Below are 25,710 nucleotides of genomic sequence, written 5' to 3'. Positions count from 1 at the left end.
TAAACAATGAAAAAGATATTTTTAAACATAATGACAGTAGTAGTTAGCGCTTTGCTACTTACTTCTTGTGATGCCGACTCAACTGGTGGAGTATCAAGAGTTACTGTTTACCCAACCCTTGAACTTAATGGCTCAGATGTAATAAACATCAAAAAAGGTGAACCTTTTACTGATCCTGGTGTAGTTGCATTGGAAGGAACTACTCCAATCACAGCTACTTCAACTGTAGTTGGAGCTTATAGAGGAGGAAAAACATTAGACACTAATGTTGCTGATACTTACAGAATTACTTATTCTGCTAGTAACAAAGATGGTTTTTCTGGTACAATTGTTAGAACTGTAAACGTAGTAGACGATGGAGATTTAGTTAATAGTATTTCTGGTCTTTACACAGCAACTACAACTAGAAATGGTTCTCTAACTGCTCAATACACTAACATGAAATATGTACAAATTTGGCAAAACGCTAATGGTACTTACGAAATTTCTGATGGTATTGGTCTTTACTACGCAGTTGGTAGAAATTACGGTGACGGTTATTTAGCACGTCCGGTAATTGTTACTGCTAACAGCATTCCAAACAACAATTATACAATCAGTACTTTTACAGTTGGTACTTTCGGAGGTGGTTGCGTTATGTCAGGTTTAACTGCTGACCCAGCTGCTCAAACAGTAAAATTCTCTACAGTATGGTCTTCAGGTTACACTTTTGACGTAGTACTGAAAAAAGTTCAAATTTAAATTATAGAAAATGAAAAATATAAAACTAAACATAACACGTGTACTTGCAGCAATGCTTGTACTTACGTCATTTGTAGCTTGTGACGAAGTTGGAGACACTGATCCAGGAGGAACATCAACTGAATCAATGTCTGGAGAATGGTATGTCCAAACATTAGTTAATGGAACAGTGGTAGCAGATTATGCTCTTATTTCTACTTACAATACATCAGCAAATGATGGAAAAGAAATTTGGCTTGATGATGAAGGTCATATTTGGAATTTTAAAGTTAAAACGCCAATTACCTTAAGTTCATCATCATTCGCAGGAAGTAATTTAGCAAGTAGCGTAGTTGACGATGATCCTGACACAGAAGATGTTATCGAAACATATGACGTTAATGTAAACATTACAGAAGGGAAAGTCACTCCAAAAGGAGCTACAACTACTGGAGGCCATACTGTTGACGGTATCTCTTTTAAAGCTGAATTTTCAGATGATCCAGGAACTATTTATGAAATTAAAGGTTATAGAAGAACTGGTTTCATAGAAGACGAACATTAATATTTCTATAAAGAATTATTATTTAAACCACCCCATTCATTTGGGGTGGTTTTTTTATATAAACATATTACCTATATTTGTCCAATGGAAAAAGAACATCAAATATTTGGCATTAGAGCCATCATAGAAGCAATTCAGGCAGGAAAAGAAGTAGACAAAGTATTCATCCAGAAAGATATTTCTGGTGAACTTATGAAAGACTTAATGAAGGTAATGAAACGCGCAAACGTTAACTTCTCTTATGTTCCTGTTGAAAAACTAAATCGTCTTACTCCAAATAATCACCAAGGAGCTGTAGCAACTATCTCTCCTATTGGCTTCATTGATTTAGAACATCTTGTTGAATCAACAATCGAGTCTGGCAAAAAACCTCTTTTCTTAATATTAGATCAAATCTCTGACGCAAGAAATTTTGGTGCTATTATTAGAACCGCAGAATGTACAGGTGTAAATGGAATCATCATACAAAAAGCAGGTTCAGCACCTGTGAATGGAGACACGGTTAAAACTTCGGCTGGAGCTGTTTTTAATGTCCCTATCTCCAAAGTTGAACACATCAAAGATGCTATTTTCTATTTACAAGGCTCTGGGATTAAAACAGTAGCTGCAACTGAAAAAACAGACCAAAACATATATGATGTATCATTATCAGAACCAGTAGCGATTATTATGGGTTCTGAAGATCGAGGAATCAATCCTTCAGTTTTAAAAATAGTAGATGAAAAAGCTAAGCTGCCAATGTTTGGTACAATTGGATCATTAAACGTTTCGGTTGCCTGCGGCGCTTTTCTGTATGAAGCTGTTCGACAAAGAAGCTAAAAAAATTCAGATTTCAGATGCGAATGAATAATTAAATACCTTTAATTAATGCTTTCAAAATCTAATTCAAAACTAAAAATTATACTTTTCCGATGCCTGTTTGTAATTTTATTAATTGCAAACAGCTACGGACAAAATACTACATATAATCAGTTTTGGAATGAAATTCAGTTTAACCAGACCTTGAGTAAAAAATGGGCCACTGAAATAGATTTTGCCTCAGCTTACAGCAGTACCGAATCTTCGCCAAACTTATTCGAAAATACTATACAGAGATCTATAAGAGGATGGGGACATTACTACTTTTCTCCAAGATGGAAATTCTCTGCTTTTATTGCTTATTTTAATAATAGAGATGTACCCGAAATAGGTCAGTTTGAATCTCCCGAAACACGTTTTGCCCTTCAAGGCATATACTATTTTCATAAAACAGGATATACTCTAAGCACAAGAATGCGTACTGAATTCCGCCATATGAGAAATCAAGATGATGATTATGAAAACGTTTTTCGATATCGCCAGCAAATTAAATATATACAACCTATCAATAGTAAAATATTAAGAAGTGGCGTTGTATATGCAATTGCTTCAGATGAGCTTTATTTCAAATCTGGAACAAAAGTCACGGGTGAAAGTTTCTTTGATCGGAATCGTTTAAATATTGGAGCTGGTTATTTATTTTCAGATGACCTTCAGGTTGAATTAACCTATTGTAACGAATATCTTCCACGTAACAATGGAAATCAAACAACTAATGCTGCCTCGCTTACCGTAACTTTCAATAACCTAATTCGAAACCTTAAAAAGAAAATCGAAGCCAAAAAACATCCTGAAGCAAAAGACGAAGAATAGTTTAATCTTCTTCTTTCTTTAAAAAGCATTTAAGCTGCTCGATTATAGCATTTTTATGAAGCTTAAAATTATAGCTTCTCATAAATTCTGTGCCCTGCATATTAATTTCTGCACTAACCGCTTCATAATTTGAAAACGCATCAAGATCTTTATTATCTATCAAATAAAGAACCTGCATAATAGAATCATTACGTCTATATTGTGTGTCGTAATGTACTAATTTATAGGTTTTATTATCTGCGAGATGGATTATTAAATCGTCTTTGATTTTTTTTCCAACTTTCTTTTCGGGAAACGGAGTTGGCTGTAATGCAACAAAATAATTCTCTTTGTCAGTAACAATATTAATTTTAAGCGATTTTGATTTTGTTGTATAAAATACAGTAGGCTCAAAGTAATATATCATACTTCCATCTGCCTGTACCCTATTTTTGATTTCACATTGCGCAATACCTTTTGTATTAAAAATAAAACACAAGAACAAAACTAAAAGTTTTATTTTCTCCATAATGCTAAAAATTAATTTGTTACACTAACAAATTTACTCTTTTTCTCTAAAGAAATCGCTGTTTTAGTTTTCACTATCTGATTCTGTAGTCTTAGTAATAATATAATTTACTCGATGGCTTGAAGAGAAATAATCCATTTGTTCCTCCTCTTCATTAGATATATTTATAAAATCTCCATTTTCATCAAAATGCTTCATAAAAGGATCATTGCTTGGATCAAAATCTGGTCGCTGCCAATCGTAAACAATTGGTTTTGCATATTCGGGTGCTTTATAAAACAATGTAAGAACAAAACCCGTAATAAGACCTGCTAAATGCCCTTCCCAAGAAATAGATTGATCAACATCTGGAAAAACATACCATATCATTCCACCATAAAGCAAAATTACAGTCAAAGATAAAGCCACCAATCTGTAATATTTGGTTTGAATTCCTTTAAAGAAAATGAAACTTACCAAAACATAAATTAATCCGCTAGCGCCGATATGAAAATTCTCTCTTCCAACTAACCAAGTAATTAATCCTGAAAATATTATTCCGTATACAATAACGCCAAATGTTTGTTTTGGATAAAAATATTGCATCGCTGCCAACAGGATTAATAATGGAATACTATTATTGTATAAATGATCTAAATTTTCATGAATGAACGGGCTGAATAAAACACCTTGCAAGCATAGAAAATCTCTTGGATAAATTCCGTAACGGTAAAAATCAAAATCAAAACGGATCTGTAGCCAATAGACAATCCATAAAAAAAGGACAAAAAACAATGGAAGTCCTATAACCGAATTTGAAAACTTAAAATTACTATCGCCCATATTTTTACAAAATAACATTTAGGAGAACTCAAAAAACTATCCAAAAATATTTTACTGATAATTTGTCATATCAGAAAACATTAAATTGTCTCAAATTAGAACAATCCTTCAATATGCAAGCTGTTTTAACTTTCAATAAATTAAATTTAAATCTTAAAATAGTAATTTTGTAAAATGGAAGCACCATTAGCAGAGCGCATTCGTCCGCAAAAATTAGAAGATTATATCAGCCAGCAGCATTTGGTTGGACCAAACGGTTCGTTAACACAACAAATTTCAAAAGGAATAATTCCTTCGTTGATCTTTTGGGGACCTCCTGGCACCGGAAAAACAACATTGGCACAAATCATTGCCCAAGAATCAAAAAGACCTTTTTATATATTAAGTGCCATCAATTCTGGAGTGAAAGATATTCGCGATGTTATCGATAAAGCAAAACAAAGTGGTGGACTTTTTACCGCCAAAAATCCTATTCTATTTATTGACGAGATACATAGATTTAGTAAATCACAACAGGACTCACTTTTGGCTGCTGTAGAAAAAGGATGGATTACCTTGGTTGGTGCTACGACAGAAAATCCGAGTTTCGAGGTTATTCCTGCATTATTGTCACGTTGTCAAGTTTATATCTTAAACGCTTTTACAAAAGCCGATTTAGAGGCCCTTTTAGAACGCGCAATGAAAACTGATGCCTATTTATTGACAAAAAAGATAAATCTTAAAGAAACTGAAGCTTTGCTACGTATTTCGGGTGGTGATGGTAGAAAACTGCTTAATGTTTTCGAACTTGTCATTAATGCTTCTTCGGGTGACGAAATCACTATAACGAACGATCGTGTTTTGGAGCTAGTACAGCAAAACACTGTCTTGTATGATAAAACCGGCGAACAGCATTATGATATTATTTCGGCATTTATAAAATCAATTCGTGGCAGCGATCCCAACGGTGCGGTTTATTGGCTGGCAAGAATGATTGAAGGAGGTGAAGATGTGAAATTTATTGCCAGAAGAATGCTTATTTTGTCAAGTGAAGATATTGGAAATGCTAATCCGACAGCTTTTATAATGGCAAATAACACATTTCAAGCTGTTACTACGATCGGATATCCAGAAAGCCGTATCATTTTAAGTCAATGTGCAATTTATTTGGCTACATCGCCAAAAAGCAATGCTTCTTATATGGCAATTGGTAATGCGCAGCAATTGGTAAAACAAACTGGAGACTTACCTGTTCCACTTCATTTGCGAAATGCTCCAACTAAATTAATGAAGGAATTAGGATATGGAGATGAATATAAATATTCGCATGATTATGCTAATAATTTTGCCGAACAAGAATTCTTACCAGACGCTATAAAAGAAACGGTTCTTTATAATCCGGGAAGCAATTCTCGAGAGAATAGCAATCGCGAATTTTTAAAGAACCGTTGGAAAGATAAATACGGTTATTAAACCGTATTTTGTCTTTAGAATTTAACTACAATTTTTTCTGAAACTAATTTATCATTCTGATAAGATTCAAAATACCATTGACCATCTTCTTTTAAGATTAAAGAGCCTTGAACATTATCTTTTGAAGCGATGAAAACATTACTTTGAGAAGTTTTGAAAAGTTTCATAACTACTTTTGGTGTTTTATCGATTAACTGATATCCAGATTCTGTTGGCTGTGCATATAACAAGTTTGGATCTTTTAAATCTGGAGAAGGAGTAACTGAAACAGCTTGAGTTGCAGCTACAGTAGTTGCAGCACTTGTTGCAACAGCCGCTTTTGCAGCAACTGGCGTTCTTGAAGTTGCTACTTCTTTGCCACTATATTTATAATGCAAAGCATAAACTGACTTAAAAGCATTATCTAACGCTTCTCTGTAAGCTACTTCATAATCTTTTTCTTTACTTTTTCCAACTTCAGATGTATAAACAACCTGTCCAAAACAGTCTTTGAACTGCACAATAAGTTTAGTTGTCAAAAATGCACTATCTTTAATTACATCAATATACAAAACCTGACAACGATCTGTATATCCTTCAGGAAGTTGCTCATTTGTATAAAAAGCTTCAAAACCTGCTTTTAATAAATTTGATTTGCTTAATGTAGCCATGCGATATTGATTATCTGTTTTTGTAAAATCATATCTTAAAGGTACAATTACAGCTTTGTAATCATTAACAGACTGTGCAAATCCAATAAATGAGCATAAAAGTGCAGTAAGTAAAATTTTAATCTTCATCATTATAAATATTTTTTTAGTTCTAGTAAATGGTTAATCTGTTTATAATTTCCGGAAATATCCAGCTTTTTTTCATTAAAGAAAATGGCATCTAAACCTGCATTCAAAGCGCCATTCACGTCAGCTTCAAAATCGTCACCAATCATAATGCTGTTCTCTTTTGAAGTTTTCGCCAGATTCAATGCATAATCAAATATAATATTATTTGGTTTTTTAACGCCTGCTAACTCAGAATTTGTAATGGTGCTGAAATAACCTCCAAGTGAAGCATTATTAATCTTCTTTTCCTGAACATTTGCAAAGCCGTTTGTAATAATATGAAGTTTATATTTAGGTTTCAAATATTCCAAAACTTCTATTGCACCATCAAAAAGGTAATTATTATCAGTAAGAAACTCAATATAATCATTAGCAATTTCAAAAATATTTTCTTCTGAGATAGCATAATTCAATGCATCAAAAGAAAACTTTAAACGATTATAACGCAATTCTTGATGCGTAATTTTATCATTCTGATATAATCTCCAACATTCTTGATTAATTGGAATATATTCCTTGATAAAATCTTCAGTAATAATCTCTTGATATTTACTTTTAAAAATACGATCAAAAGCCATTTCTGAATTTTTATCAAAATCCCAAAGTGTGTGATCTAAGTCAAAAAAAATGTCTGTAATCTTGGTATTCATCTATTAAAAAATTCCTTCATCTACAAAACTATAATATTTTGATTCAGTTATAATAATATGATCTAAAACTTTAACATCTAACTTGTTTCCTGCTTCGCGAATTTTTCTAGTAATTTGTTTATCGGCATCACTGGGAATCAAACTTCCAGAAGGATGATTATGACACAAAATCAAGGCTGTAGCATATTTTTCAAATGCCAATTTAAAAATCAATCTGACGTCAACAATTGTACCGCCAATACCTCCTTTACTCAATTGAGCCTTTGAAATCACATTATTGGAATTATTAAGAAAAAGCACCCAAAATTCTTCATGAGATAAATCTCCTATTATTGGCTGCATTAAATCGAAAACCTTTTTACTCGAAGTTATTCTAGTCATTTCAACTGCTTTTTCTGATCTCCTACGTGCGCATAACTCTAAAGAAGCAACAATTGTAACAGCCTTTGCCTCTCCTATTCCTTTAAATTTCATTAATTGAGCAATAGATAATTTTGCTAATGAATTTAATCCACCAACACTAGCTAAAATACGCTGGCTTAATGCAACCGCAGATTCATTTCGGCTTCCAGAACCAATTAAAATTGCTAATAATTCAGCATCACTCAAGGCATCTTTTCCTTTGAGCATAAGTTTTTCGCGAGGTTTGTCATCATCAGACCAATTTTTTATAGCAAAATGTCCCACTTCCATAATTATAATTTTAAGATGCGAAGATATTTAAAAAGAAGAAAAATCTTTCAAAACACAGTTAGATAATTAAAAAAAATGTGCCAACTGCAAAGCAATTGACACATTATCTAATTTTTTAATTGACTAATTAAGAAATCAATCCTTTAACATCATCAAAATTTAAACCTCCGTAATTTCCTGAACTCATTAATAAAAGTGCAGAATTATCTAAATTTAAGTTGAATAAGTATTCCTTAAATTCAGTTGGGTTTGTATAAATTATTAAATCTTTTCTGTTGAATGCAGTAGCAATTTGCTCATAAGTTACTTCTTCCAGTTGTTTAATTTTTACCGCATCTGGAGAATAAAAAACAACCGCAACATCTGCATATTCTAAAGCCCCTTCGTATTCTTTTAAAAACTCGGCATTTAAACTGCTATAAGTATGCAATTCTAAACAGGCAACTAAAGTTCTACTTGGATATTGTTCTTTAACCGCTTTTGTTGTCGCAGCTACTTTACTTGGCGAATGTGCAAAATCTTTGTACGCCACTTTTCCTTTTCCTTCGGCAATTTTTTCCAAACGTTTAGAAGCGCCTTTAAAGCTTGCAATTGCCTCGTAGAAATCGGCTTCATCAACACCCATATTTTGGCAAATCCATTTTGCTCCAGCAAGATTATTTAAATTATGTGCGCCAAAAACTTCAATTGGCATATCGCCTTCTGGAGTTTTTAATAAAGTCACACCATCGCTTACTGAATATTCAGGAGTCGAATAAGCAATTTTTCTAATCGGATTTGTAGCCGCTTCTGAAACACGTTTTACTTCTGGATCATTTTCGTTGTAAACTAAAATTCCTCCGTTTGTAATTTTTTCGATGAAAATCTCAAACTGTTCAACATAGTTTTCATACGTTGGAAAAACATTAATATGATCCCAAGCAATTCCAGAAATCAAAGCAATGTTTGGTTGATACAAATGAAATTTCGGACGTCTGTCAATTGGTGAAGACAAATATTCATCTCCTTCCAAAACCATAAAATCATTTTCTTCTGTCAAATGGACCATCGTATCAAAACCTTCTAATTGCGCACCAACCATATAATCAACCGCAATATTATGATAATGCATTACATGAAGAATCATCGAAGTAATCGTTGTTTTACCATGAGAACCACCAATTACAACACGTGTTTTATTTTTAGATTGTTCGTATAAAAATTCTGGATATGAATAAATCTTTAAACCTAATTCCTGCGCTTTTAATAATTCAGGATTATCCGCTTTTGCGTGCATTCCTAAAATAATTGCATCAATATCTGAAGTGATTTTTTCTGGAAACCAGCCCAATTCTGCAGGAAGAATTCCTTTTTTCTCTAATCTTGATTTTGAAGGTTCAAAAATAGCATCGTCACTTCCTGTAACTTGGTATCCTTTATTATGTAATGCTAATGCTAGATTGTGCATTGCGCTTCCGCCAATGGCGATGAAATGTGTTTTCATTTAAAATGTTTAATCGTTAAACTGTTTAATCGGTTAATCGAAATAGCAAATAACTAATTAAACTCAATAATTATTCTTCAAAAATAATGAAATATAAAATGTGTTATTTGCTTTTATGGATAAATTAGTACTTTGTACGAAAATATTTTTAAATCTTCCCAACCTTTATTAAAAAACGACTCTCTATAGAGAAAAACTACTTTATGAAAAATATTCTGTTTGTTTTATTATTTATCTCTACCACAATATTTGCACAGCAAAACGATAAAAATTGGGAAAAAGTAATTGATTTCGAAAATGAAGGAAAAACCAAATCAGCTAATGAATTAGTTGAAAAAATCTATAAAGATGCCGTTTCAAATAAGAATGAAGCCGAAATGATAAAATGTTTTTTCTATCATTCGAAATATCTATTAGTTATTGAGGAAAATGCTCAAAATAAAATTTTAAATAATTTAAAAACAGAAATATACTGCGTTTCTATACCTTCAAAAGCAATTTTGAATTTAATTTACGCAAAATGCCTAAACTATTATTATACCCAAGGTATTTCTGAAATTCAAAAAAGAACCAATACCAATATTGTAAGTGGTGATTTTTTAACCTGGACATCAATTAATTTTAGAGACGAAATTAATTCAGCATTAAAACAGAGTTTAGAAAATGAACTGGTTTTAAAAAATACACCCCTTTCTAAATATGATCAGATTTTTAATTATTCCTCTTCTGAAGAATTGAAAAATGAAAACTTATTCGATTATATCATCAAAGAAAATATAGCCATTTACAGCTCAAAATTTTCTTATTTTGCTCTTGATCAGGAAATCGTAAATAAGTACAAAAAAGATCTTTTAGGAAACTCTGCTGATTTCACAAAATTGAATTTAGATTTCATCAACTTTGACGATTTACGACACGTATTATCTCTTTATCAGAAACAAGAAACCATAAATCCGAAACCGGAAAATCAATGGGATCGTATCGTACTTTTTAAAAACGGACTGAATATCAAGACCGAGGAATATCTAAATATTATAAATCGTTTTCAAAAAACCGTAAAAGACGATTTACTTATTCAGAAAATTCAATTTGAAAAAGCTTCAATTCTTGCACAAGAGGCATCAAAAACTTTAAAACCTGATTACAATAGCAAAGCTGTAGCTTTACTTGACAGCATTTTAAAACTAAATAATAGATCTACAGCTTATAAATTGGCTTTGCAAAAAAAATCAGTCATTACTTCTAAGTCATTAAAAGTTCAGCTTCAGCGATATACATACAACAATCAAAATGCAAGAGCTTTTCTTAGCTATAAGAATGTCGATCAGTTAAAAATTTCTTTTTATAAAATAAGCTACAATCAGCTTCTTGAATTTAAAGAGGGAAACCTAGATAAAGACAGTATTGTCAATTCAATTATCTCAAAAAAACAGCCGTCTTATACAAAAGATTATTCGCTTTTAAACAAAAAGGACTATTTTGAATACTCAACAGAAATTCTTCTGCCGAATTTAAACACAGGATCTTATTTAGCCTATTTTGAAAGTGATTCTGACATAAAAAACACAAAAGCATATACTTACCAAACTGTAACTTCATCAAATATTAGTGTACTTGCTTCAAACGAAGACAAAGGCGAAAAATATCAGGTCTTGGATAGAAAAACAGGAAAAACGATAAGCAACGCTATTATAAAAATTTCAGATTATAAAATACGAACTAATAATAACGGAATTGCAGTTTACCATCCAAAAAACGAAAAGTTCAGAAGAAACATACTCGAGATATTTACCTCAAATGATAGCATAATAATTAAGCCCGAAAGCATCAATTATAACGCTATTTTTTCTAATAAAAATGATGATGATTACGATGATTATTATCTTCAGGGAAAAGTCGAATTCTATTTAGATCGCGCTATTTATCGTCCTGGACAAATTGTTTACTATAAAGGAATCGCTATTCAAAAAAAGAAAAACAAAACAAGCATTGTAGCTAATACTTCTTTTAAAATAACTGTTAACGACCCATCTTATAATACTTTTAAGGAATTTGAAGTAACTACCAATGAATTTGGTTCTTTTTCTGGTGAACTCCTTTTACCAAAAATTGGTTTAACAGGAACTTTTACAATGCGCGCTGAAGAATCGACTAATTCTGACAAAGATATTATCTATAATAAAAAAAAGGTTGATCATCCATTTTGGGATCATGTGAGATTAGAAAACTCTTATACCGATTTTAGGGTCGAAGAATATAAACGCCCAAAATTTGAAGTTGTTTTTGAGCCAAAAAAAGAAACTTTTCAATTAAACCAATCTATAAAAGTAAAAGGTACTGCGACAGCATTTGCAGGAAGTTCCATATCTGATGCTAAAGTCAGTTATACCATTACACGTTATACCAGCTATTGGACAAACAACTACTCAGAAGAAGATAATAAAAATATAATTATAGGAGAAACTAAAACAGACAACAACGGCAAATTTGCAATCGATTTTATTGCATTACCTTCTGAAAACAGTTCCAAGGAAGATTTGCCAATCTTTAATTATATTATAAAAGCGACCGTTACTGATATAAACGGAGAAACGCACGAATCGCAGACAAATGTAAAAGTTGGGTATCACGATTTAGTTTTGGAAGCCACAATAAAAAGAGAAATTGAAACAAAAGACAAAAACGAAATCACGCTAAAAAGCACTAATTTAAATGACGAATTTTTAGCAGCAAAAGGTGAAATCAAGATCTATTTTGTAAATCCGCTTTCAAATAAATTCAAAAGAAGAGTCTGGCAGAAACCAGAAATTCAGTCTATAACAAATGAAGATTTTGAGAAATTATTTCCGTATGAACAAAACGAACTTGATAATATTGAAAATGAAATTCTAGTTTATTCTAAAAAAGTTGATACTGAAAATGACAAAAAAATTGCATTGGATTTTATTTCAGATTACCAATCAGGAAATTACAAAATTGTCTTTTCTGCAAAAGATAGTTTTGACAACATAATAGAAACTAAAGCAAATTTCAAACTCAAACAAAGCAAAGACAAATTCAATCCGAGCACATTATTTTCAGCCGAACAAATAAATGAAGATCCTAAAAAAGACGGTTTTATATTGATAAAATTGACCTCTGTAATTCCTAATATATATGTTTCAACAACAGGAAATTATAACGGCATGATCTTTTATGAGAAAATGATTCATTTAGAAAACAACGAGACAACAGTTAAAATTCCATTGAAAAAAGAATTTGATCAGATCTTAAAAATTGGCTTTCAAAGCATTTTCGACAATGAAGTTTTTTCAAAAGATATAGACGTTATATTAAAATCAATTACTCCGAAATTAGATTTTACAGTCGAGACATTCAGAAGTAAAATACAGCCTGGAAGCACCGAAAACTGGATATTTAATTTAAAATCTAACGATACTAAAAACGAAGCCGAAGTTTTAGCCTCGATGTATGACATTTCACTAGATCAATTTGCTACTAGAAACTGGTACACATTATCTATAAACAATTACCATTATAATGGAAGCAATAAAAAATCGGCTTTAGGTTTTGACGAAACTTCCGCTAATCTAATGTATTTGAATTTACCATTAAATCGAATTGATTTATCTAATGAAGGCATTAAATTAATGTCGTTTGGATTTGATTTTATCTATAGAAATGATTTTTATACACGAAGACGATATCAATTAGAACTAGCAAAAAAAGCTAATAAGCCTATTAATGCTAAAGTAATTTCAGGAATTGTAACTGATGATTCTGAACTCCCTTTACCTGGAGTATCTGTTGTAGTAAAAGGAACTACACGAGGAACTCAAACTGATTTTGACGGTTATTATGAAATACAAGCTCTTGGGAAAGAACAACTTGATTTTAGTTACATTGGTATGAAAACCCAATCTATAAAAATTGCAAATCGAAATTTTATTGATGTCATATTAACCAATGATTCAAGTACTTTAGAACAAGTTGTTGTAACTACAGCATACGGCATTCAGAAAAAAGCAAACTTATCTGCCGCTATTACCACAGTTAGCTCAAATGTTATTTATGAAGAAGATAATACTGTTTATGATATAAATTCTGTAAACAAAAAAGCATTAGAAGAATTAAATCAAGTGAAAGCAAGAAAAAATTTATCTGAAACTGCTTTCTTTTTACCAAATTTAAAAACAGATTCACAAGGAAAAGTGAGTTTCTCTTTTACATCTCCAGAAGCTTTAACGGCTTGGAAACTTCGCTTATTTGCACACAACAAAGAAGCCGTTTCTGGTTATTTGCAGAAAAACGTTGTGACTCAAAAAGAATTAATGCTTTTGCCAAATTTCCCGCGTTTCTTTAGGGAAAAAGATACGATTGTTATCACTACAAAAATTTCAAATATTACCGCCGAAGCGAAAACTGGAATTGCTGCTTTACAGCTTTTCGATGCAGTAACAATGGAACCAATTGATGCCAAAATGCTAAATGCAGATAACATTAAAAATTTCACAATTCCGGCTTATGGAAATACTATAGCAAGTTGGACCGTTACAATTCCTGAAGGTTTACAGGGTGTTCAATATAAAATCGTAGCAAAATCAGGTGATTTCTCAGATGGAGAAGAAAATATTATTCCTGTTTTAACCAACAATATGCTTGTTACAGAAAGTATTCCGATTTGGGTTCGTGAAAATTCGACGAAAGAATACACTTTTGAAAACTTAAAAAACAATAATTCGACAACTTTAAAAAATCATCAATTTACATTTGAGTACACTTCCAATCCCGCATGGATCGCAATTCAATCTTTGCCTTATTTAATGGAATATGAACACGAATGTGCAGAACAAACCTTTGCCCGATTTTATTCTAATGCACTTGCTACAGAAGTAATTTCAAGCAATCCGAAAATTGCTGTCGTTTTTGATGAATGGAGAAAAAAAGGAAAAATCAATCCAAAATTAGAAGAAAATGAAAAGCTAAAATCAATTATCCTGGCAGAAACACCGTGGTTAAATGATAATCAAAATGAAGATGAGAAGAGAAAAAGTCTTGCAGTTTTATTTGATTTGGAAAAAATGAAAACTTCGCAAGAAGCCACTTTCGAAAAATTAAAAAAGAAACAAAATTCGTATGGTAGTTTTTCATGGTTTGAAGGCGGTACTGGGGACGACTACATTACTAGACATATTTTAGCAGGATTAGGCCATTTGTCAAAATTGGTTAAAAATCAAAATCTTAAAATTGATGAAATTACTAAAAGCGCAATTCCTTTTATAGATGGCAAGTTTTTACAAGAACACCAAAAAAGGGCAAAATTCAATAAAGAAACGAACAGTTTAATTTGGAGATGGCCATATTCTAATTTGCATTATTTATATAGCAGAAGTTTTTATTTAGAACAATATTCGCTTTCGGACACTTTAAAAAAAGTAACCAAATTATATCTCGAAACAGCAAAAAAAGATTGGTTAAATTATTCTATTTATGAAAAAGGATTAACAGCTTTAGTATTAAATCGTTTTGGAGAAAAGGAAAGTGCTAAAAAAATCATTGAAAGTTTAAAAGAAAATTCATCTAACAATGAAGATTGGGGAATGTATTGGATTGCTAATAAACCTGGTTGGTACTGGTATCAAGCGCCTATAGAAACTCAAGCTCTTTTAATTGAGGCTTTCGCCGAAGTTACTCAAGACACCAAATCTGTTGATGCAATGAAAGTCTGGCTGTTAAAAAATAAACAAGCTAAAAACTGGCCAACAACAAGATCAACTAGTGAAGCAATTTATGCCTTATTACTCCAAGGCAGCGATTGGCTTTCTGTAAAAGACAATACAGTTATAAAATTGGGAGATGAAAAAATCATGACCAAAAAATTATCAGAAAATGAAAAAGAAGCTGAAACAGGTTACATCAAACTAAACTGGAAAGCTGAAGAAGTAAAAAAAGAAATGGCTTCGATTAGCGTTCAAAACAAATCTAGAATCCCAGGCTTTGGTGGTGTTTATTGGCAGTATTTTGAAGATTTGGATAAAATTAAAAATAACACTGGATCCGTTTTATCTGTCTCGAAAGAATTATATCTAAAGAAAAACACGCTTAAAGGTGACGAATTACAAAAAATAACAACTGAAAATTCTTTAAAAATTGGAGATTTGGTTACAGTCCGATTGGTTATTACTTCCAAAGAAGATGTGGAATACATTCACTTAAAAGATATGCGCGCTTCTTGTTTTGAGCCTGTAAATGTTCTTTCACAATATCAATATTCTAGATTGGGATATTATATGAGTACAAAAGATGCGGCAACTCATTTCTTCTTTGACCAAATCAATAAAGGAACTTATGTTTTAGAATATGATATAAGAGTAAATAACAGTGGGGAATTCTCAAACGGAATTACGACTATTCAAAGTATGTATGCGCCGGAGTTTGCAAGTCATACAAAGGGAATTCGAGTGAAAGTGAATTAATAAAATTTAGACATAAAAAAACCTAACAGGTTTTAAAAAACCTGTTAGGTTTGATATTTAAATCAGAAATGAAGATTATTTAGTAATCGTCAATTCGTCGATAATGTTTTTAGCCCCAGCGTATTTGTCGATAATCCAAAGTACATAACGAATATCGACGTTGATAGTTCTTTGTAATTTAGGATCAAAAATGACGTCTCCAGCCATAGCTTCGATGTTTCCGTCAAAAGCAATTCCGATTAATTCTCCTTTTCCATTAAGAACTGGCGAACCAGAGTTTCCTCCTGTAATATCGTTATCAGTTAAGAAGTTTACAGGCATATATCCTGCTTTATCAGCATATTGCCCGTAATCTTTTTTCTTGTTTAATTCTAATAAACGAGCTGGCAAGTCAAATTCCTGATCTCCTGCTTTGTATTTTTTAACCATACTTTCCATTGTAGTATAGTTATTGATTTTAGCATCGTTGCGAGGATCAGCAGGTAAAGCACGAACTTTTCCGTAAGTTAACCTCAACGTAGAGTTTGCATCAGGATATTTAATTGCGTTCAATTTAGACTCTCTTAAACCTTCAACCAATTTGCGGTAAGCAGTTGCAAAACCATCATCAGCTTTTGCTTGATCGTCAGTTTTAGAACGGTATTTTGTCAATAAATCATTAGAAATAATATACAATGGATCGTGTACAATTGCCAATGGCTTTGGATCAGCTAAAAATGCTAATATTTTTTCTTTAGTTGTAAAATAACTAATTTCAGTTGCTTTTGCTACATCAGCAGTAAAATCACCATTGTTAGCTGTTTTCATTTTTGCAATTTCTGGAGCAAGTCCGTACTCAGCAGCTTTTTCAGCATATAAATTCAATTGTGCTGTTAAAACATCTTTTTCTAATGGCGCATAAAATTCACCATAAATGTTTTCAATCATCGCATTGATCTTAGGAAGCATTTCTGCTTTCTTTGCATCATTTTCTTTGTAATAAGCAATTAATGCATTTCCTAAATTAGCTGGAGCAGTTGCATAAGCAGAAGTACGCAAAAGTTGTGTCAAATAATTATCGTGACGCGCTTTTAAGTTTGTTTCTCTGTAATAATCGTTGATAGTCGGAATTACATTCTCGTATTTTTCTTTGTTTGCAGGTTTGCTTGCCCACTCGTAGAATTTATCTTCTTGTTCTGCTTTTGTATCAACAGTTCCTGCTTTTGTTAAAGCATCAATCATACCTTGACGATTTTTCCAGTAGTTTGCTGTCGAAGCATATTTAGAAGCATAGTCTAAACGAACAGTTGCATCTTTATCCATATACTTTTTCATTACATCCATTCCGGTTTTTGCACCTTCAACCCAAGCAGGATAAGCATATTTAATGTTTTGCTCAATTCCTCCAGCTGGCATCCAACGGTTTGTTCTTCCTGGATAACCTAGGATCATTGCAAAATCATTCTCTTTTACTCCTTTTAAACTTACAGGTAAGTGGTGTTTTGGCTGTAACGGCACATTGTCTTTAGAATATGCTGCTGGATTTCCGTCTTTATCTGCATAAACTCTAAACATAGAGAAATCTCCCGTTTGACGAGGCCACTCCCAGTTGTCTGTATCTCCACCAAATTTACCAACGCTTTCAGGCGGAGTTCCTACTAAACGAACGTCTGTATAATCTTGGTAAACAAAATAGTAATATTCATTTCCTTGAAAGAAAGGACGAACAGAAACAGTGTATTTTCCGTTTTCGCTGTTTTCTTTTTCGATCAGAGCGATCTCTTGCTGAATAACTTTGTTTCTTTCCGTTTCTGTCATGGTATCATTTACTTTTGACAAAATTCTTTTCGAAACATCATCCATACGCACGAAGAAACGAACATATAAAGATTTAGGCTTTAGTTCTTCTGAACGACTTTTTGCCCAAAAACCATCTTTCAAATGATTTTGTTCTGCAGTTGAAAGTTCTGCAATCGCACTATAACCACAGTGGTGATTAGTAAGAACCAAACCGCTATTTGAAACGATTTCTGCAGTACAACCTCCGTTAAACTGTACAATCGCATCTTTTAAACTATGATGGTTAATGCTGTAAATTTCTTCGGCTGTCAATTGCAAGCCCATTTTTTCCATATCCCTATGGTTCAATCTTTCGATAAACATCAAAAACCACATTCCTTCATCTGCTCTCATTGGGAAAGCCATAAGTGACATGGTCAAGAATAAAATTACTTTTTTCATGTTATTTTGTTTAAGTGATGCGAATATAAGCCATTTTGATAATTATTTTATCTTAAACGATTCTAAAATTAAATATGAGAATGATTTTTTAACTCTTTATTACGAATTTAATATTCCTATAAACAAAAAAGGTGCTCTGATTTTCAGAACACCTTTATAATATCAAACTTGTTATTTTTTATTCGTTAAGCATTTTCCAAAGTCTATCTTTTAAATCTGTTAAACCTTGCTGAGCAACAGAAGAGATAAACATATAAGGAACACCTTTGAAAGAAACATCTAACTCCGCTTTCAATTCTGCTTTTAGTTCATCGTCTAACATATCGCATTTTGAAATTACAACCAAACGTTCTTTGTCTAGCATTTCAGGATTATATTTCGTTAATTCATTGACCAAAATATCATATTCTGCTTTAATATCTGCAGTATCAACTGGAATTAAAAATAACAAAGTTGAGTTACGTTCAATATGACGCAAGAAATAATGTCCAAGACCTTTTCCTTCAGCAGCACCTTCAATAATTCCAGGAATATCGGCAATCACAAAAGACTGAAAATCTCTGTAAGCTACGATTCCTAAATTTGGTTTTAAAGTCGTAAACGGATAATCGGCAATTTTTGGTTTTGCAGAAGTCAATACAGACAATAAAGTAGATTTTCCTGCATTAGGAAAACCAACCAATCCAACATCAGCCAAAACTTTAAGTTCCAGAATAACATCCATTTCCACACCAAGCAAACCTGGCTGTGCATAACGAGGCGTTTGGTTTGTAGAACTTCTAAAATGCCAGTTTCCTAAACCTCCCTTTCCTCCTTTTGCAAGGATTCTTTTTTCTCCGTCTTCGGTAATTTCAAAAAGTGTTTCACCCGTTTCTTTGTCTTTTACAACAGTTCCTAGTGGCACTTCAATGATTTTATCTTCTCCGTCTGCTCCCGTACTTCTATCAGAACCTCCATCTCCACCGTGACCAGCTTTAATGTGACGTGCAAACTTTAAATGAAATAATGTCCAGAGTCCTTTATTCCCAACTAAATACACATGCCCACCGCGACCACCGTCACCTCCATCTGGACCACCTTTTTCAATAAATTTCTCTCTATGTAAATGCGTCGAACCTTTCCCTCCTTTTCCGGAAGAGACATATATCTTAACGTAATCTACAAAATTTCCTTCTGTCATTTTCTTTGTTTATGTAAAGTTTCAAGTTTCAGGTTTCAAGTTTCAAGTTGCGCAACGCATAACCTGAAACTTGAAACCTGAAACCTGAAACAAATTTTCCTTTACTCTTTTAAAGCTCTTACTAAAACTTTATCAATCTTAACACCGTCCATGTCAATAACTTCTAGGACGAATTTCTGCCAAACTAATTTTTCTCCTTCCTTTGGAATATGCGAAAGCTCGGTCATAATCATTCCGCTTACGGTGTTTACTTCGTAATCGTTTGTCAACTCATCCAATTCGAAATAAGTCAAGAAGTCGTGCAACGAATAATGTCCGTCAACTAGCCACGAACCATCTTCTCTTTCGATTAATTGGAATTCGTCTTTATAAAATTCTGATGCATCACCAACCAAAGCTTCTAAAATGTCATTCAATGTAATCATACCTTGAAAAACACCATATTCATCTGAAACTAAAGCGTAATGAACACCTGTTTTTTTGAAATTTTCTAATGCTTTATAAGCCGTAGTTTGTTCCATTAAATAAGGCGCGTCAGACATTATTGCAGATAAATCGAAATTATCTTTTTCGATATTTGCGAAGATGTTTTTCAGCGTTACGACTCCCACAATATCATCGTAATTATCATTGTAAACAGGATAAACTGCATGAAGATCCTGAACTACTAATTCTTTGATTTTTTCTTTATCAGCTTTTAATGGCAACATATCAACCGACTTGCGATGTGTCATTAAAGAATTTACTTTTCTGTCTCCAATATGGAAAACACGCTCCACAATATCTTGTTCAATTTCTTGAACTTCACCAACTTCAGTTCCTTCTTTAATGATGGCTTTAATTTCTTCTTCAGTAACTTTTCCGTCAGCAGTTGGTTTTATTTGAAAAACATTCAGTAAAAAATCTGTCGATGAAGTTAGTAACCAAATAAATGGCGCCGTAATAATTGAAATTACTTTCATTGGCATTGCCACCATTTTTGCAATTGCTTCTGGATAATTTAATCCGATTCGTTTTGGAAGCAATTCTCCTAAAACCAATGAGAAAAAAGTTAAAACCACAACTACAATTCCAACCGCGATTGAATGAGCATAAGGTTTGAGAACGGCAAATCCTGCCACAAAAAGTTCTACATCGGCAGTGATTTTGTCACCAGAATAAATACCCGTCAAAATTCCGATTAAGGTAATTCCGATTTGTACTGTAGATAAAAACTTATTTGGGGAATTGGCTAAATCGAGTGCCGTTTTAGCACTTTTATTGCCTTTTTTCGCAGCAGTTTCAAGCCTGTTTTTACGGGCCGAAATCAAAGCGATTTCAGACATGGAGAAAACTCCGTTTAATAGAATTAGAAAAAATATAATTAGTATTTCCAATTGATAGTGGATTCGTTATAAAATGGTCTTGTTAAATGTAATTTGCAATCTTGATTTTAGCCGTTACTTAAAAAACTAATTTTTCTAACCCTAAAACAGTGATTCTTAAAATATCTTAAGAAGCTAGTTTTATGGTTAGAAAAATAGTTCTTTGCGCCCGATAACATCGGGGTGTAACGTACAGCTGGAATAAGCTTCTACAAATTATCTATAACTGACGTTAATCGCTCTGTAATTTGTTCAATAGTTCCTATACCGTCTACGGCATAAAATTTATTTTGTTCTTTGTAATATCCAATAAGTGGAGCTGTTTTCTCATTGTATTCTTGATATCTTACACGAATTTTTTCTTCGTCTTGATCATCAGCTCTTCCACTTGTTTTTCCTCTTTCTAATAAACGTGCTACCAAAATCTCATCGTCAGCTTCTAAAGCGATTGTTGCTGTTACGCTTGACCCGATTGTTGGTAAAAATTTATCTAAAGCCTCAGCTTGGTTGATTGTTCTTGGATAACCGTCGAACAAAAATCCTGCTGTATCTGGGTGTTTTTTCACCTCATCAATTAACATTGCAGTTGTTACTTCGCAAGGAACTAATTCTCCATTGTCCATAAAAACTCTTGCTTTTTTTCCTAGTTCAGTATCATTTTTTAAATTGAAACGAAAAATATCTCCAGTTGAAAGGTGTGTTAAATTGTATTTCTCTTTTAAAAATTCTGCCTGAGTTCCTTTTCCTGCTCCAGGCTTTCCAAATAAAACGATGTTAATCATAATTGAAATGAGTGTTGTTACTTCTGTCTTTCAGAAGTTTTAAAATGAATATATAGTTGTGTTTTGTTATTCTGCTAACTTGTAAATCTCGGTTAAGTTTCTTCCTAGACCATCATAGTCTAAACCATAACCTACAATAAATTTGTTCGGAATTCTGATTCCGACATAATCTATTTTAATGTCTTTTTTATACGCTTCTGGCTTAAAGAATAATGTTGCAATCTTAAAATGCTTTACATTTTGCGCTTTAAATAAATGCTTTAATTCTTCAATTGTGTTTCCTGTATCGATAATATCTTCAATAATAATTACCGTTCTTCCCGAAAGATCCTGATTAATTCCAATTAATTCTTTAACCGAATTTGTACTTTCAGTACCTTCGTATGATGCCATTTTGATAAATGAAACTTCACACGGTTTTTTATATTTTTTTAAAAAATCTGACACTACCATAAAAGCGCCATTCAAAACTCCAATAAAAATTGGCGTATCATCTCCAAAATCATCTTCGACCTGAGCCACTATTTTAGTTAAAGCAAAATCAATTTCTTTAGCCGAAATAAACGGAACAAATTGTTTATCGTGAAGTTGTATCATTATTTTTCTTTTTAAAATAATGGACAAAGATAAAGAATTAGAACTTAACTGCTTCTATCAAAATGTACTGTATCAAGATATTTTTTACGAATGTTAAATATCAGTTAATGTTTACAAATCATTTTTTGACGCTATAGGAATTTTCAGTAAATTGTTGTGATATAATTATTTAACTCCAAAAACCGATGAAAAAATCCTTAACCCTGTTTTCTATACCACTATTAGCCTTAATGACTGCCTGTAACGGACAAGTCAAAAAAGAAGAAAAAGAAGCTCTTGCCAAACGACCTAGCAATGTTGTAAAAACTGCCATTGGCGATATTACGCTTCCTCCACCTTATGCCACAGAATCTAAAACCAACAATAGTAAAGTGATTGGCTGGCCAGTGGGTAAAACGCCAAAAGCGCCAGAAGGTTTTACAGTTACAAAATTTGCAGACGGATTTGAAAATCCGCGCTGGACTTACATTGCGCCAAATCAAGATATTTTTATTGTAGAAAGCGGAACGCGTACGAGCAAAAATCAAATAACAGTTTTAAGAGATAAAGACAAAGATGGAAAATTCGAAACTCGAGAAGTTTTTATTTCTGGTTTGAATAAACCTTTCGGAATGTTGGTTCTTAAAGACTTTTTCTACATTGCCAATACAGATGGTTTATATCGTTATCCCTATAAAAATAATCCACTGAAACTGGAAACAAAAGGCGAAAAAATCCTAGAACTTCCAGCTGGAGGTTACAACAATCACTGGACAAGAAATTTATTAGCAAGTCCAGACGGAAGCAAAATTTACGTTTCTGTAGGTTCAGGAAGTAATAATGCCGAACATGGAGTTGACAAAGAAGTTCGCCGCGCGGGAATTCTAGAAATTAATCCTGACGGAACTGGTGAAAAAATCTATGCTTCGGGTTTAAGAAATCCCGTCGGAATGGATTGGAATCCTGTCAATAAAGAACTTTGGACGGCTGTAAACGAGCGCGATGATTTAGGAGATGACTTAGTTCCAGATTATATTACAAGTGTAAAAAAAGACGGTTTTTACGGATGGCCTTACTCTTATTTTGGAAATATTCCTGATCCAAGAATGAAAGGCGAAAGAAAAGATTTAGTCGAAAAAGCAATTGTTCCCGATGTTCCAGTCGGTGCTCACACAGCTTCACTTGGATTGGCTTTTTACACAAAAGATGCTTTTCCTTCAAAATATAAAAACGGAGCATTTGTTGGTCAGCATGGTTCTTGGAACCGTTCTAAAATTTCGGGTTATAAAGTGCTGTTCGTTCCTTTTAAAGACGGAAAACCCTCAGGAAAACCAGAAGATTTTTTAACTGGTTTTATTTCTGACAATGATAAAGCCGAAGTTTACGGACGTCCAGTTGCAGTAACCGTTACAAATGACGGATCCCTTTTGGTAAACGACGACAGCAGTAATACAATTTGGAAAGTTACAGCAAAAAAATAAATTTTAAACACAAATATTTAAACACATAGAGACATAGATTTTGTTTAAAAAGAAGTGACTTGAAAACTCGAAACACCTTTTTTGCCTCAATCAATACTATGTTTCTATGTGTTAAAATAAAACTGCATTTTAAATCTGCTCTTTTTATGCCTTTTAAAAAATATTTTTCGCTTCTTTTTGTTCTTTTCATTTCTAAAAATATTTACGCACAAGAAAAAGAAGTTCAAAATATTGATTCTACAAAAACTCAAAAACTAAACGAAGTTTTAATAAGTCCACTTCACATCAATCGTGATTTGCAGAATAGCCCCGCTTCGATTGGCATTTTATCTGAAAAAGAATTGCTACGAAATAACACTACAGATATCAGCAATGTCATCAATACGATTCCAGGTGTTTTTATGCAATCGTCGAATATCACCACAACCCGAATTTCAATTCGCGGAATTGGCGCAAGAACTCCGTACGGAACTAATAAAATCAGAGCTTTTTATGGAAGCATTCCGTTGACTTCTGGAAACAGCGAAACTGTAATTGATGATATTGATCTTCAAAACATCAATCAAGTTGAAGTGATAAAAGGTCCGCTTTCGAGTATTTATGGTGCTGGATTGGGCGGAGCGATTTTGATTTCGCCCCAAACATTCAATAAAGGAAATTATCAAACTGAAGTCAGTTCTGTTTTTGGATCTTTTGGATTATTGAAAAATAGAGTTTCTTTTAATTTGAATGAAAAAAATGCTTCTTTAAATCTGAGTTATCACAATTTAAAAACCGACGGCTGGCGCGAAAACAGCGCTTACAATCGCGAAGGAATTACGCTTGGCGGAGAATTATTCAGAAAGAAAAACAGCAAACTGACTTACTTTTCGAATTATACTTATTTAAAAGCGTACATTCCGAGCTCGATCAACAAAACAGCTTTCGAAAATAATCCACAGGCAGGTGCGCCGACTTGGGTTGCATCACAAGGTTTTAAAGAATACAAATCGACTTTGGGCGGATTGGCTTATGATTTTTCAATTAATGAAAATTTAAAAAATTCAACTTCAGTTTTCATCAATTACAAAGACAGCAACGAACCGCGTCCGTTTGATATTTTACGTCAATATACTTTTGCTTCGGGCGTGCGAACTCAGTTTTCGGGAGATTTTAATATCGGAAAAATCAAAAATCAGTTTATTGCCGGTCTGGAATATTTCAGAGATAATTATAGCGGAAATACTTTTCAAAACTTATATCAGCAAAATAACGGAAACGGAAGTCTGCAAGGCAATCAGCTTACAGCAACCAATCAGAAAAGGCATTTTTATAATATTTTTTCGCAAATCAGAACTTTACTTTCTGATCGATTTGAAATTCAGGCGGGTTTAAATTACAACAAAACCAAATTTGAATTGCAGAATGATTTTCCCGCTTCCGCGAATAATCCGAAGGAGAAATACAGTTATGATGGTATTTTTTCACCTCAACTTTCTTTTTTATTCAAACCAAATGAAGTTCAGACTTTTTACTTTTCTGCAAGCCGAGGATTTTCTCTTCCTGCCACCGAAGAAACTTTAACTTCTACAGGAAATATTAATCAAAACATTAAACCAGAAACGGGTTACAATTTTGAATTGGGCGGAAAATTGCATTTCTTCAATAAAAAATTATATACTCAAATTGCCATTTATAGAATGGAAATAAAAGATTTATTGGTGGCAAAAAGAATCGGAGACGATCAATATGAAGGCGTAAATGCGGGGAAAACTTTTCATGAAGGAATTGAAATTTCGTTAAATCATAATTGGCCAATAAATCGGACTTTCACTTTAAATTCTTACATCGGAACATCAATCGGGAATTATGAATTCAAAGAATTTATCGATAACGGAAATGATTTTTCTGGAAACAAACTAACTGGAGTTCCTGCAAAAACTGCAAGCGCTGGCTTTACTTTAAATACAACTTCTGGATTTTATTTTTCAGCCGATTTCCAATTCACAGATAAAATTCCAATGAATGATTCTAACGCCAATTTTTCAGATTCTTATTCTTTACTGAATTTAAAAACAGGTTATCAATTTGAGATTTTATCAGGTTTAAAAGCACATTTTGACGCAGGAATAAACAATGTTACAAATGAAAAATATGCTTCGATGATTTTAACCAATGCAACAGGAGTTGGAAATGCGCAACCAAGATTTTATTATCCAGGTTTGCCTATAAACTATTACGGAATTATCGCACTAAATTACTTATTTTAG

Annotated in this window: 19 protein-coding genes; 8 read left to right on the top strand and 11 right to left on the bottom strand. The window is 32.7% G+C overall.

What is annotated here, in order from left to right:
* Positions 1-6: 6 nt before the first annotated feature.
* The 4 genes from OD917_RS03245 (at position 7) to OD917_RS03230 (ending at position 2,956) form a co-directional block, all read left to right on the top strand.
* Positions 7-741, top strand: coding sequence for a BT_2262 family domain-containing protein (locus OD917_RS03245; protein ID WP_263522111.1), 735 nt, complete (start codon positions 7-9; stop codon positions 739-741).
* 10 nt (positions 742-751) lie between these two features.
* A complete protein-coding gene (locus OD917_RS03240; protein WP_263522110.1) occupies positions 752-1,285 on the top strand; it encodes a lipid-binding protein in 534 nt (177 codons plus the stop codon).
* A gap of 84 nt (positions 1,286-1,369) precedes the next feature.
* On the top strand, positions 1,370-2,104 hold the full coding sequence (rlmB, locus tag OD917_RS03235) for a 23S rRNA (guanosine(2251)-2'-O)-methyltransferase RlmB (RefSeq protein ID WP_263522109.1): 735 nt from the start codon (positions 1,370-1,372) through the stop codon (positions 2,102-2,104).
* Between the two features lie 48 nt (positions 2,105-2,152).
* The gene (locus OD917_RS03230) at positions 2,153-2,956 is read left to right on the top strand and encodes a DUF2490 domain-containing protein (protein WP_263522108.1); all 804 of its coding nucleotides are present in this window, start codon (positions 2,153-2,155) and stop codon (positions 2,954-2,956) included.
* Between the two features lies 1 nt (position 2,957).
* Here OD917_RS03230 and OD917_RS03225 read toward each other — a convergent pair whose 3' ends face one another.
* Positions 2,958-3,464 carry a hypothetical protein gene (locus tag OD917_RS03225; RefSeq protein WP_263522107.1) on the bottom strand — a complete coding sequence of 169 codons (507 nt, stop codon included), beginning with the start codon at positions 3,462-3,464 and terminating at the stop codon, positions 2,958-2,960.
* A gap of 63 nt (positions 3,465-3,527) precedes the next feature.
* Positions 3,528-4,286: a rhomboid family intramembrane serine protease gene (locus OD917_RS03220; protein ID WP_263522106.1), complete on the bottom strand. Its 759-nt coding sequence runs from the start codon at positions 4,284-4,286 to the stop codon at positions 3,528-3,530.
* Positions 4,287-4,460: 174 nt separating this feature from the next.
* On the opposite strand from OD917_RS03220, the gene OD917_RS03215 reads away from it, so the two are divergent.
* Positions 4,461-5,738 carry a replication-associated recombination protein A gene (locus tag OD917_RS03215; RefSeq protein ID WP_263522105.1) on the top strand — a complete coding sequence of 426 codons (1,278 nt, stop codon included), beginning with the start codon at positions 4,461-4,463 and terminating at the stop codon, positions 5,736-5,738.
* Between the two features lie 14 nt (positions 5,739-5,752).
* On the opposite strand, the gene OD917_RS03210 is transcribed toward OD917_RS03215, so the two are convergent.
* From OD917_RS03210 to OD917_RS03195, 4 genes are all read right to left on the bottom strand, one after another.
* Complete coding sequence (locus OD917_RS03210; RefSeq protein WP_263522469.1) at positions 5,753-6,517, bottom strand: hypothetical protein; 765 nt, start codon at positions 6,515-6,517, stop codon at positions 5,753-5,755.
* 2 nt (positions 6,518-6,519) lie between these two features.
* A complete protein-coding gene (locus OD917_RS03205) occupies positions 6,520-7,206 on the bottom strand; it encodes a YjjG family noncanonical pyrimidine nucleotidase (protein ID WP_263522104.1) in 687 nt (228 codons plus the stop codon).
* 3 nt (positions 7,207-7,209) lie between these two features.
* Entirely contained in the window at positions 7,210-7,899 is a 690-nt protein-coding gene (radC, locus tag OD917_RS03200; protein WP_263522103.1) for a RadC family protein, read from the bottom strand.
* Between the two features lie 127 nt (positions 7,900-8,026).
* The gene (locus OD917_RS03195) at positions 8,027-9,382 is read right to left on the bottom strand and encodes a UDP-N-acetylmuramate--L-alanine ligase (RefSeq protein WP_263522102.1); all 1,356 of its coding nucleotides are present in this window, start codon (positions 9,380-9,382) and stop codon (positions 8,027-8,029) included.
* A gap of 203 nt (positions 9,383-9,585) precedes the next feature.
* On the opposite strand from OD917_RS03195, the gene OD917_RS03190 reads away from it, so the two are divergent.
* Positions 9,586-15,858, top strand: coding sequence for a carboxypeptidase-like regulatory domain-containing protein (locus OD917_RS03190; protein ID WP_263522101.1), 6,273 nt, complete (start codon positions 9,586-9,588; stop codon positions 15,856-15,858).
* Between the two features lie 75 nt (positions 15,859-15,933).
* Here OD917_RS03190 and OD917_RS03185 read toward each other — a convergent pair whose 3' ends face one another.
* The 5 genes from OD917_RS03185 to hpt form a co-directional block, all read right to left on the bottom strand.
* Positions 15,934-18,078, bottom strand: a complete 2,145-nt coding sequence (locus OD917_RS03185; protein ID WP_263522100.1) for a S46 family peptidase — start codon at positions 18,076-18,078, stop codon at positions 15,934-15,936.
* A 178-nt stretch (positions 18,079-18,256) separates the two neighbouring features.
* A complete protein-coding gene (obgE, locus tag OD917_RS03180; protein ID WP_263522099.1) occupies positions 18,257-19,258 on the bottom strand; it encodes a GTPase ObgE in 1,002 nt (333 codons plus the stop codon).
* Positions 19,259-19,359: 101 nt separating this feature from the next.
* On the bottom strand, positions 19,360-20,634 hold the full coding sequence (locus tag OD917_RS03175; RefSeq protein WP_263522098.1) for a hemolysin family protein: 1,275 nt from the start codon (positions 20,632-20,634) through the stop codon (positions 19,360-19,362).
* 197 nt (positions 20,635-20,831) lie between these two features.
* Positions 20,832-21,404 carry an adenylate kinase gene (locus OD917_RS03170; RefSeq protein WP_111285025.1) on the bottom strand — a complete coding sequence of 191 codons (573 nt, stop codon included), beginning with the start codon at positions 21,402-21,404 and terminating at the stop codon, positions 20,832-20,834.
* 66 nt (positions 21,405-21,470) lie between these two features.
* Entirely contained in the window at positions 21,471-22,001 is a 531-nt protein-coding gene (gene hpt / locus OD917_RS03165; RefSeq protein ID WP_263522096.1) for a hypoxanthine phosphoribosyltransferase, read from the bottom strand.
* Positions 22,002-22,186: 185 nt separating this feature from the next.
* Between hpt and OD917_RS03160 the strand changes: the two genes are divergently transcribed.
* Both OD917_RS03160 and OD917_RS03155 read left to right on the top strand, forming a co-directional pair.
* The gene (locus OD917_RS03160; protein ID WP_263522095.1) at positions 22,187-23,461 is read left to right on the top strand and encodes a PQQ-dependent sugar dehydrogenase; all 1,275 of its coding nucleotides are present in this window, start codon (positions 22,187-22,189) and stop codon (positions 23,459-23,461) included.
* Positions 23,462-23,607: 146 nt separating this feature from the next.
* Positions 23,608-25,710, top strand: a complete 2,103-nt coding sequence (locus tag OD917_RS03155) for a TonB-dependent receptor (protein ID WP_263522094.1) — start codon at positions 23,608-23,610, stop codon at positions 25,708-25,710.

This window comes from Flavobacterium sp. SH_e (assembly GCF_025717045.1).
Lineage (GTDB): Bacteria > Bacteroidota > Bacteroidia > Flavobacteriales > Flavobacteriaceae > Flavobacterium.
This window is presented reverse-complemented; position numbering and strand designations above follow the sequence as displayed.

Coding starts and splice junctions, on each gene's coding strand:
- OD917_RS03245 (WP_263522111.1), top strand. CDS start 7: ATGAAAAAGATATTTTTAAACATAATGACAGTAGTAGTTAGCGCTTTG.
- OD917_RS03240 (WP_263522110.1), top strand. CDS start 752: ATGAAAAATATAAAACTAAACATAACACGTGTACTTGCAGCAATGCTT.
- rlmB (WP_263522109.1), top strand. CDS start 1,370: ATGGAAAAAGAACATCAAATATTTGGCATTAGAGCCATCATAGAAGCA.
- OD917_RS03230 (WP_263522108.1), top strand. CDS start 2,153: ATGCTTTCAAAATCTAATTCAAAACTAAAAATTATACTTTTCCGATGC.
- OD917_RS03225 (WP_263522107.1), bottom strand. CDS start 3,464: ATGGAGAAAATAAAACTTTTAGTTTTGTTCTTGTGTTTTATTTTTAAT.
- OD917_RS03220 (WP_263522106.1), bottom strand. CDS start 4,286: ATGGGCGATAGTAATTTTAAGTTTTCAAATTCGGTTATAGGACTTCCA.
- OD917_RS03215 (WP_263522105.1), top strand. CDS start 4,461: ATGGAAGCACCATTAGCAGAGCGCATTCGTCCGCAAAAATTAGAAGAT.
- OD917_RS03210 (WP_263522469.1), bottom strand. CDS start 6,517: ATGAAGATTAAAATTTTACTTACTGCACTTTTATGCTCATTTATTGGA.
- OD917_RS03205 (WP_263522104.1), bottom strand. CDS start 7,206: ATGAATACCAAGATTACAGACATTTTTTTTGACTTAGATCACACACTT.
- radC (WP_263522103.1), bottom strand. CDS start 7,899: ATGGAAGTGGGACATTTTGCTATAAAAAATTGGTCTGATGATGACAAA.
- OD917_RS03195 (WP_263522102.1), bottom strand. CDS start 9,382: ATGAAAACACATTTCATCGCCATTGGCGGAAGCGCAATGCACAATCTA.
- OD917_RS03190 (WP_263522101.1), top strand. CDS start 9,586: ATGAAAAATATTCTGTTTGTTTTATTATTTATCTCTACCACAATATTT.
- OD917_RS03185 (WP_263522100.1), bottom strand. CDS start 18,078: ATGAAAAAAGTAATTTTATTCTTGACCATGTCACTTATGGCTTTCCCA.
- obgE (WP_263522099.1), bottom strand. CDS start 19,258: ATGACAGAAGGAAATTTTGTAGATTACGTTAAGATATATGTCTCTTCC.
- OD917_RS03170 (WP_111285025.1), bottom strand. CDS start 21,404: ATGATTAACATCGTTTTATTTGGAAAGCCTGGAGCAGGAAAAGGAACT.
- hpt (WP_263522096.1), bottom strand. CDS start 22,001: ATGATACAACTTCACGATAAACAATTTGTTCCGTTTATTTCGGCTAAA.
- OD917_RS03160 (WP_263522095.1), top strand. CDS start 22,187: ATGAAAAAATCCTTAACCCTGTTTTCTATACCACTATTAGCCTTAATG.
- OD917_RS03155 (WP_263522094.1), top strand. CDS start 23,608: ATGCCTTTTAAAAAATATTTTTCGCTTCTTTTTGTTCTTTTCATTTCT.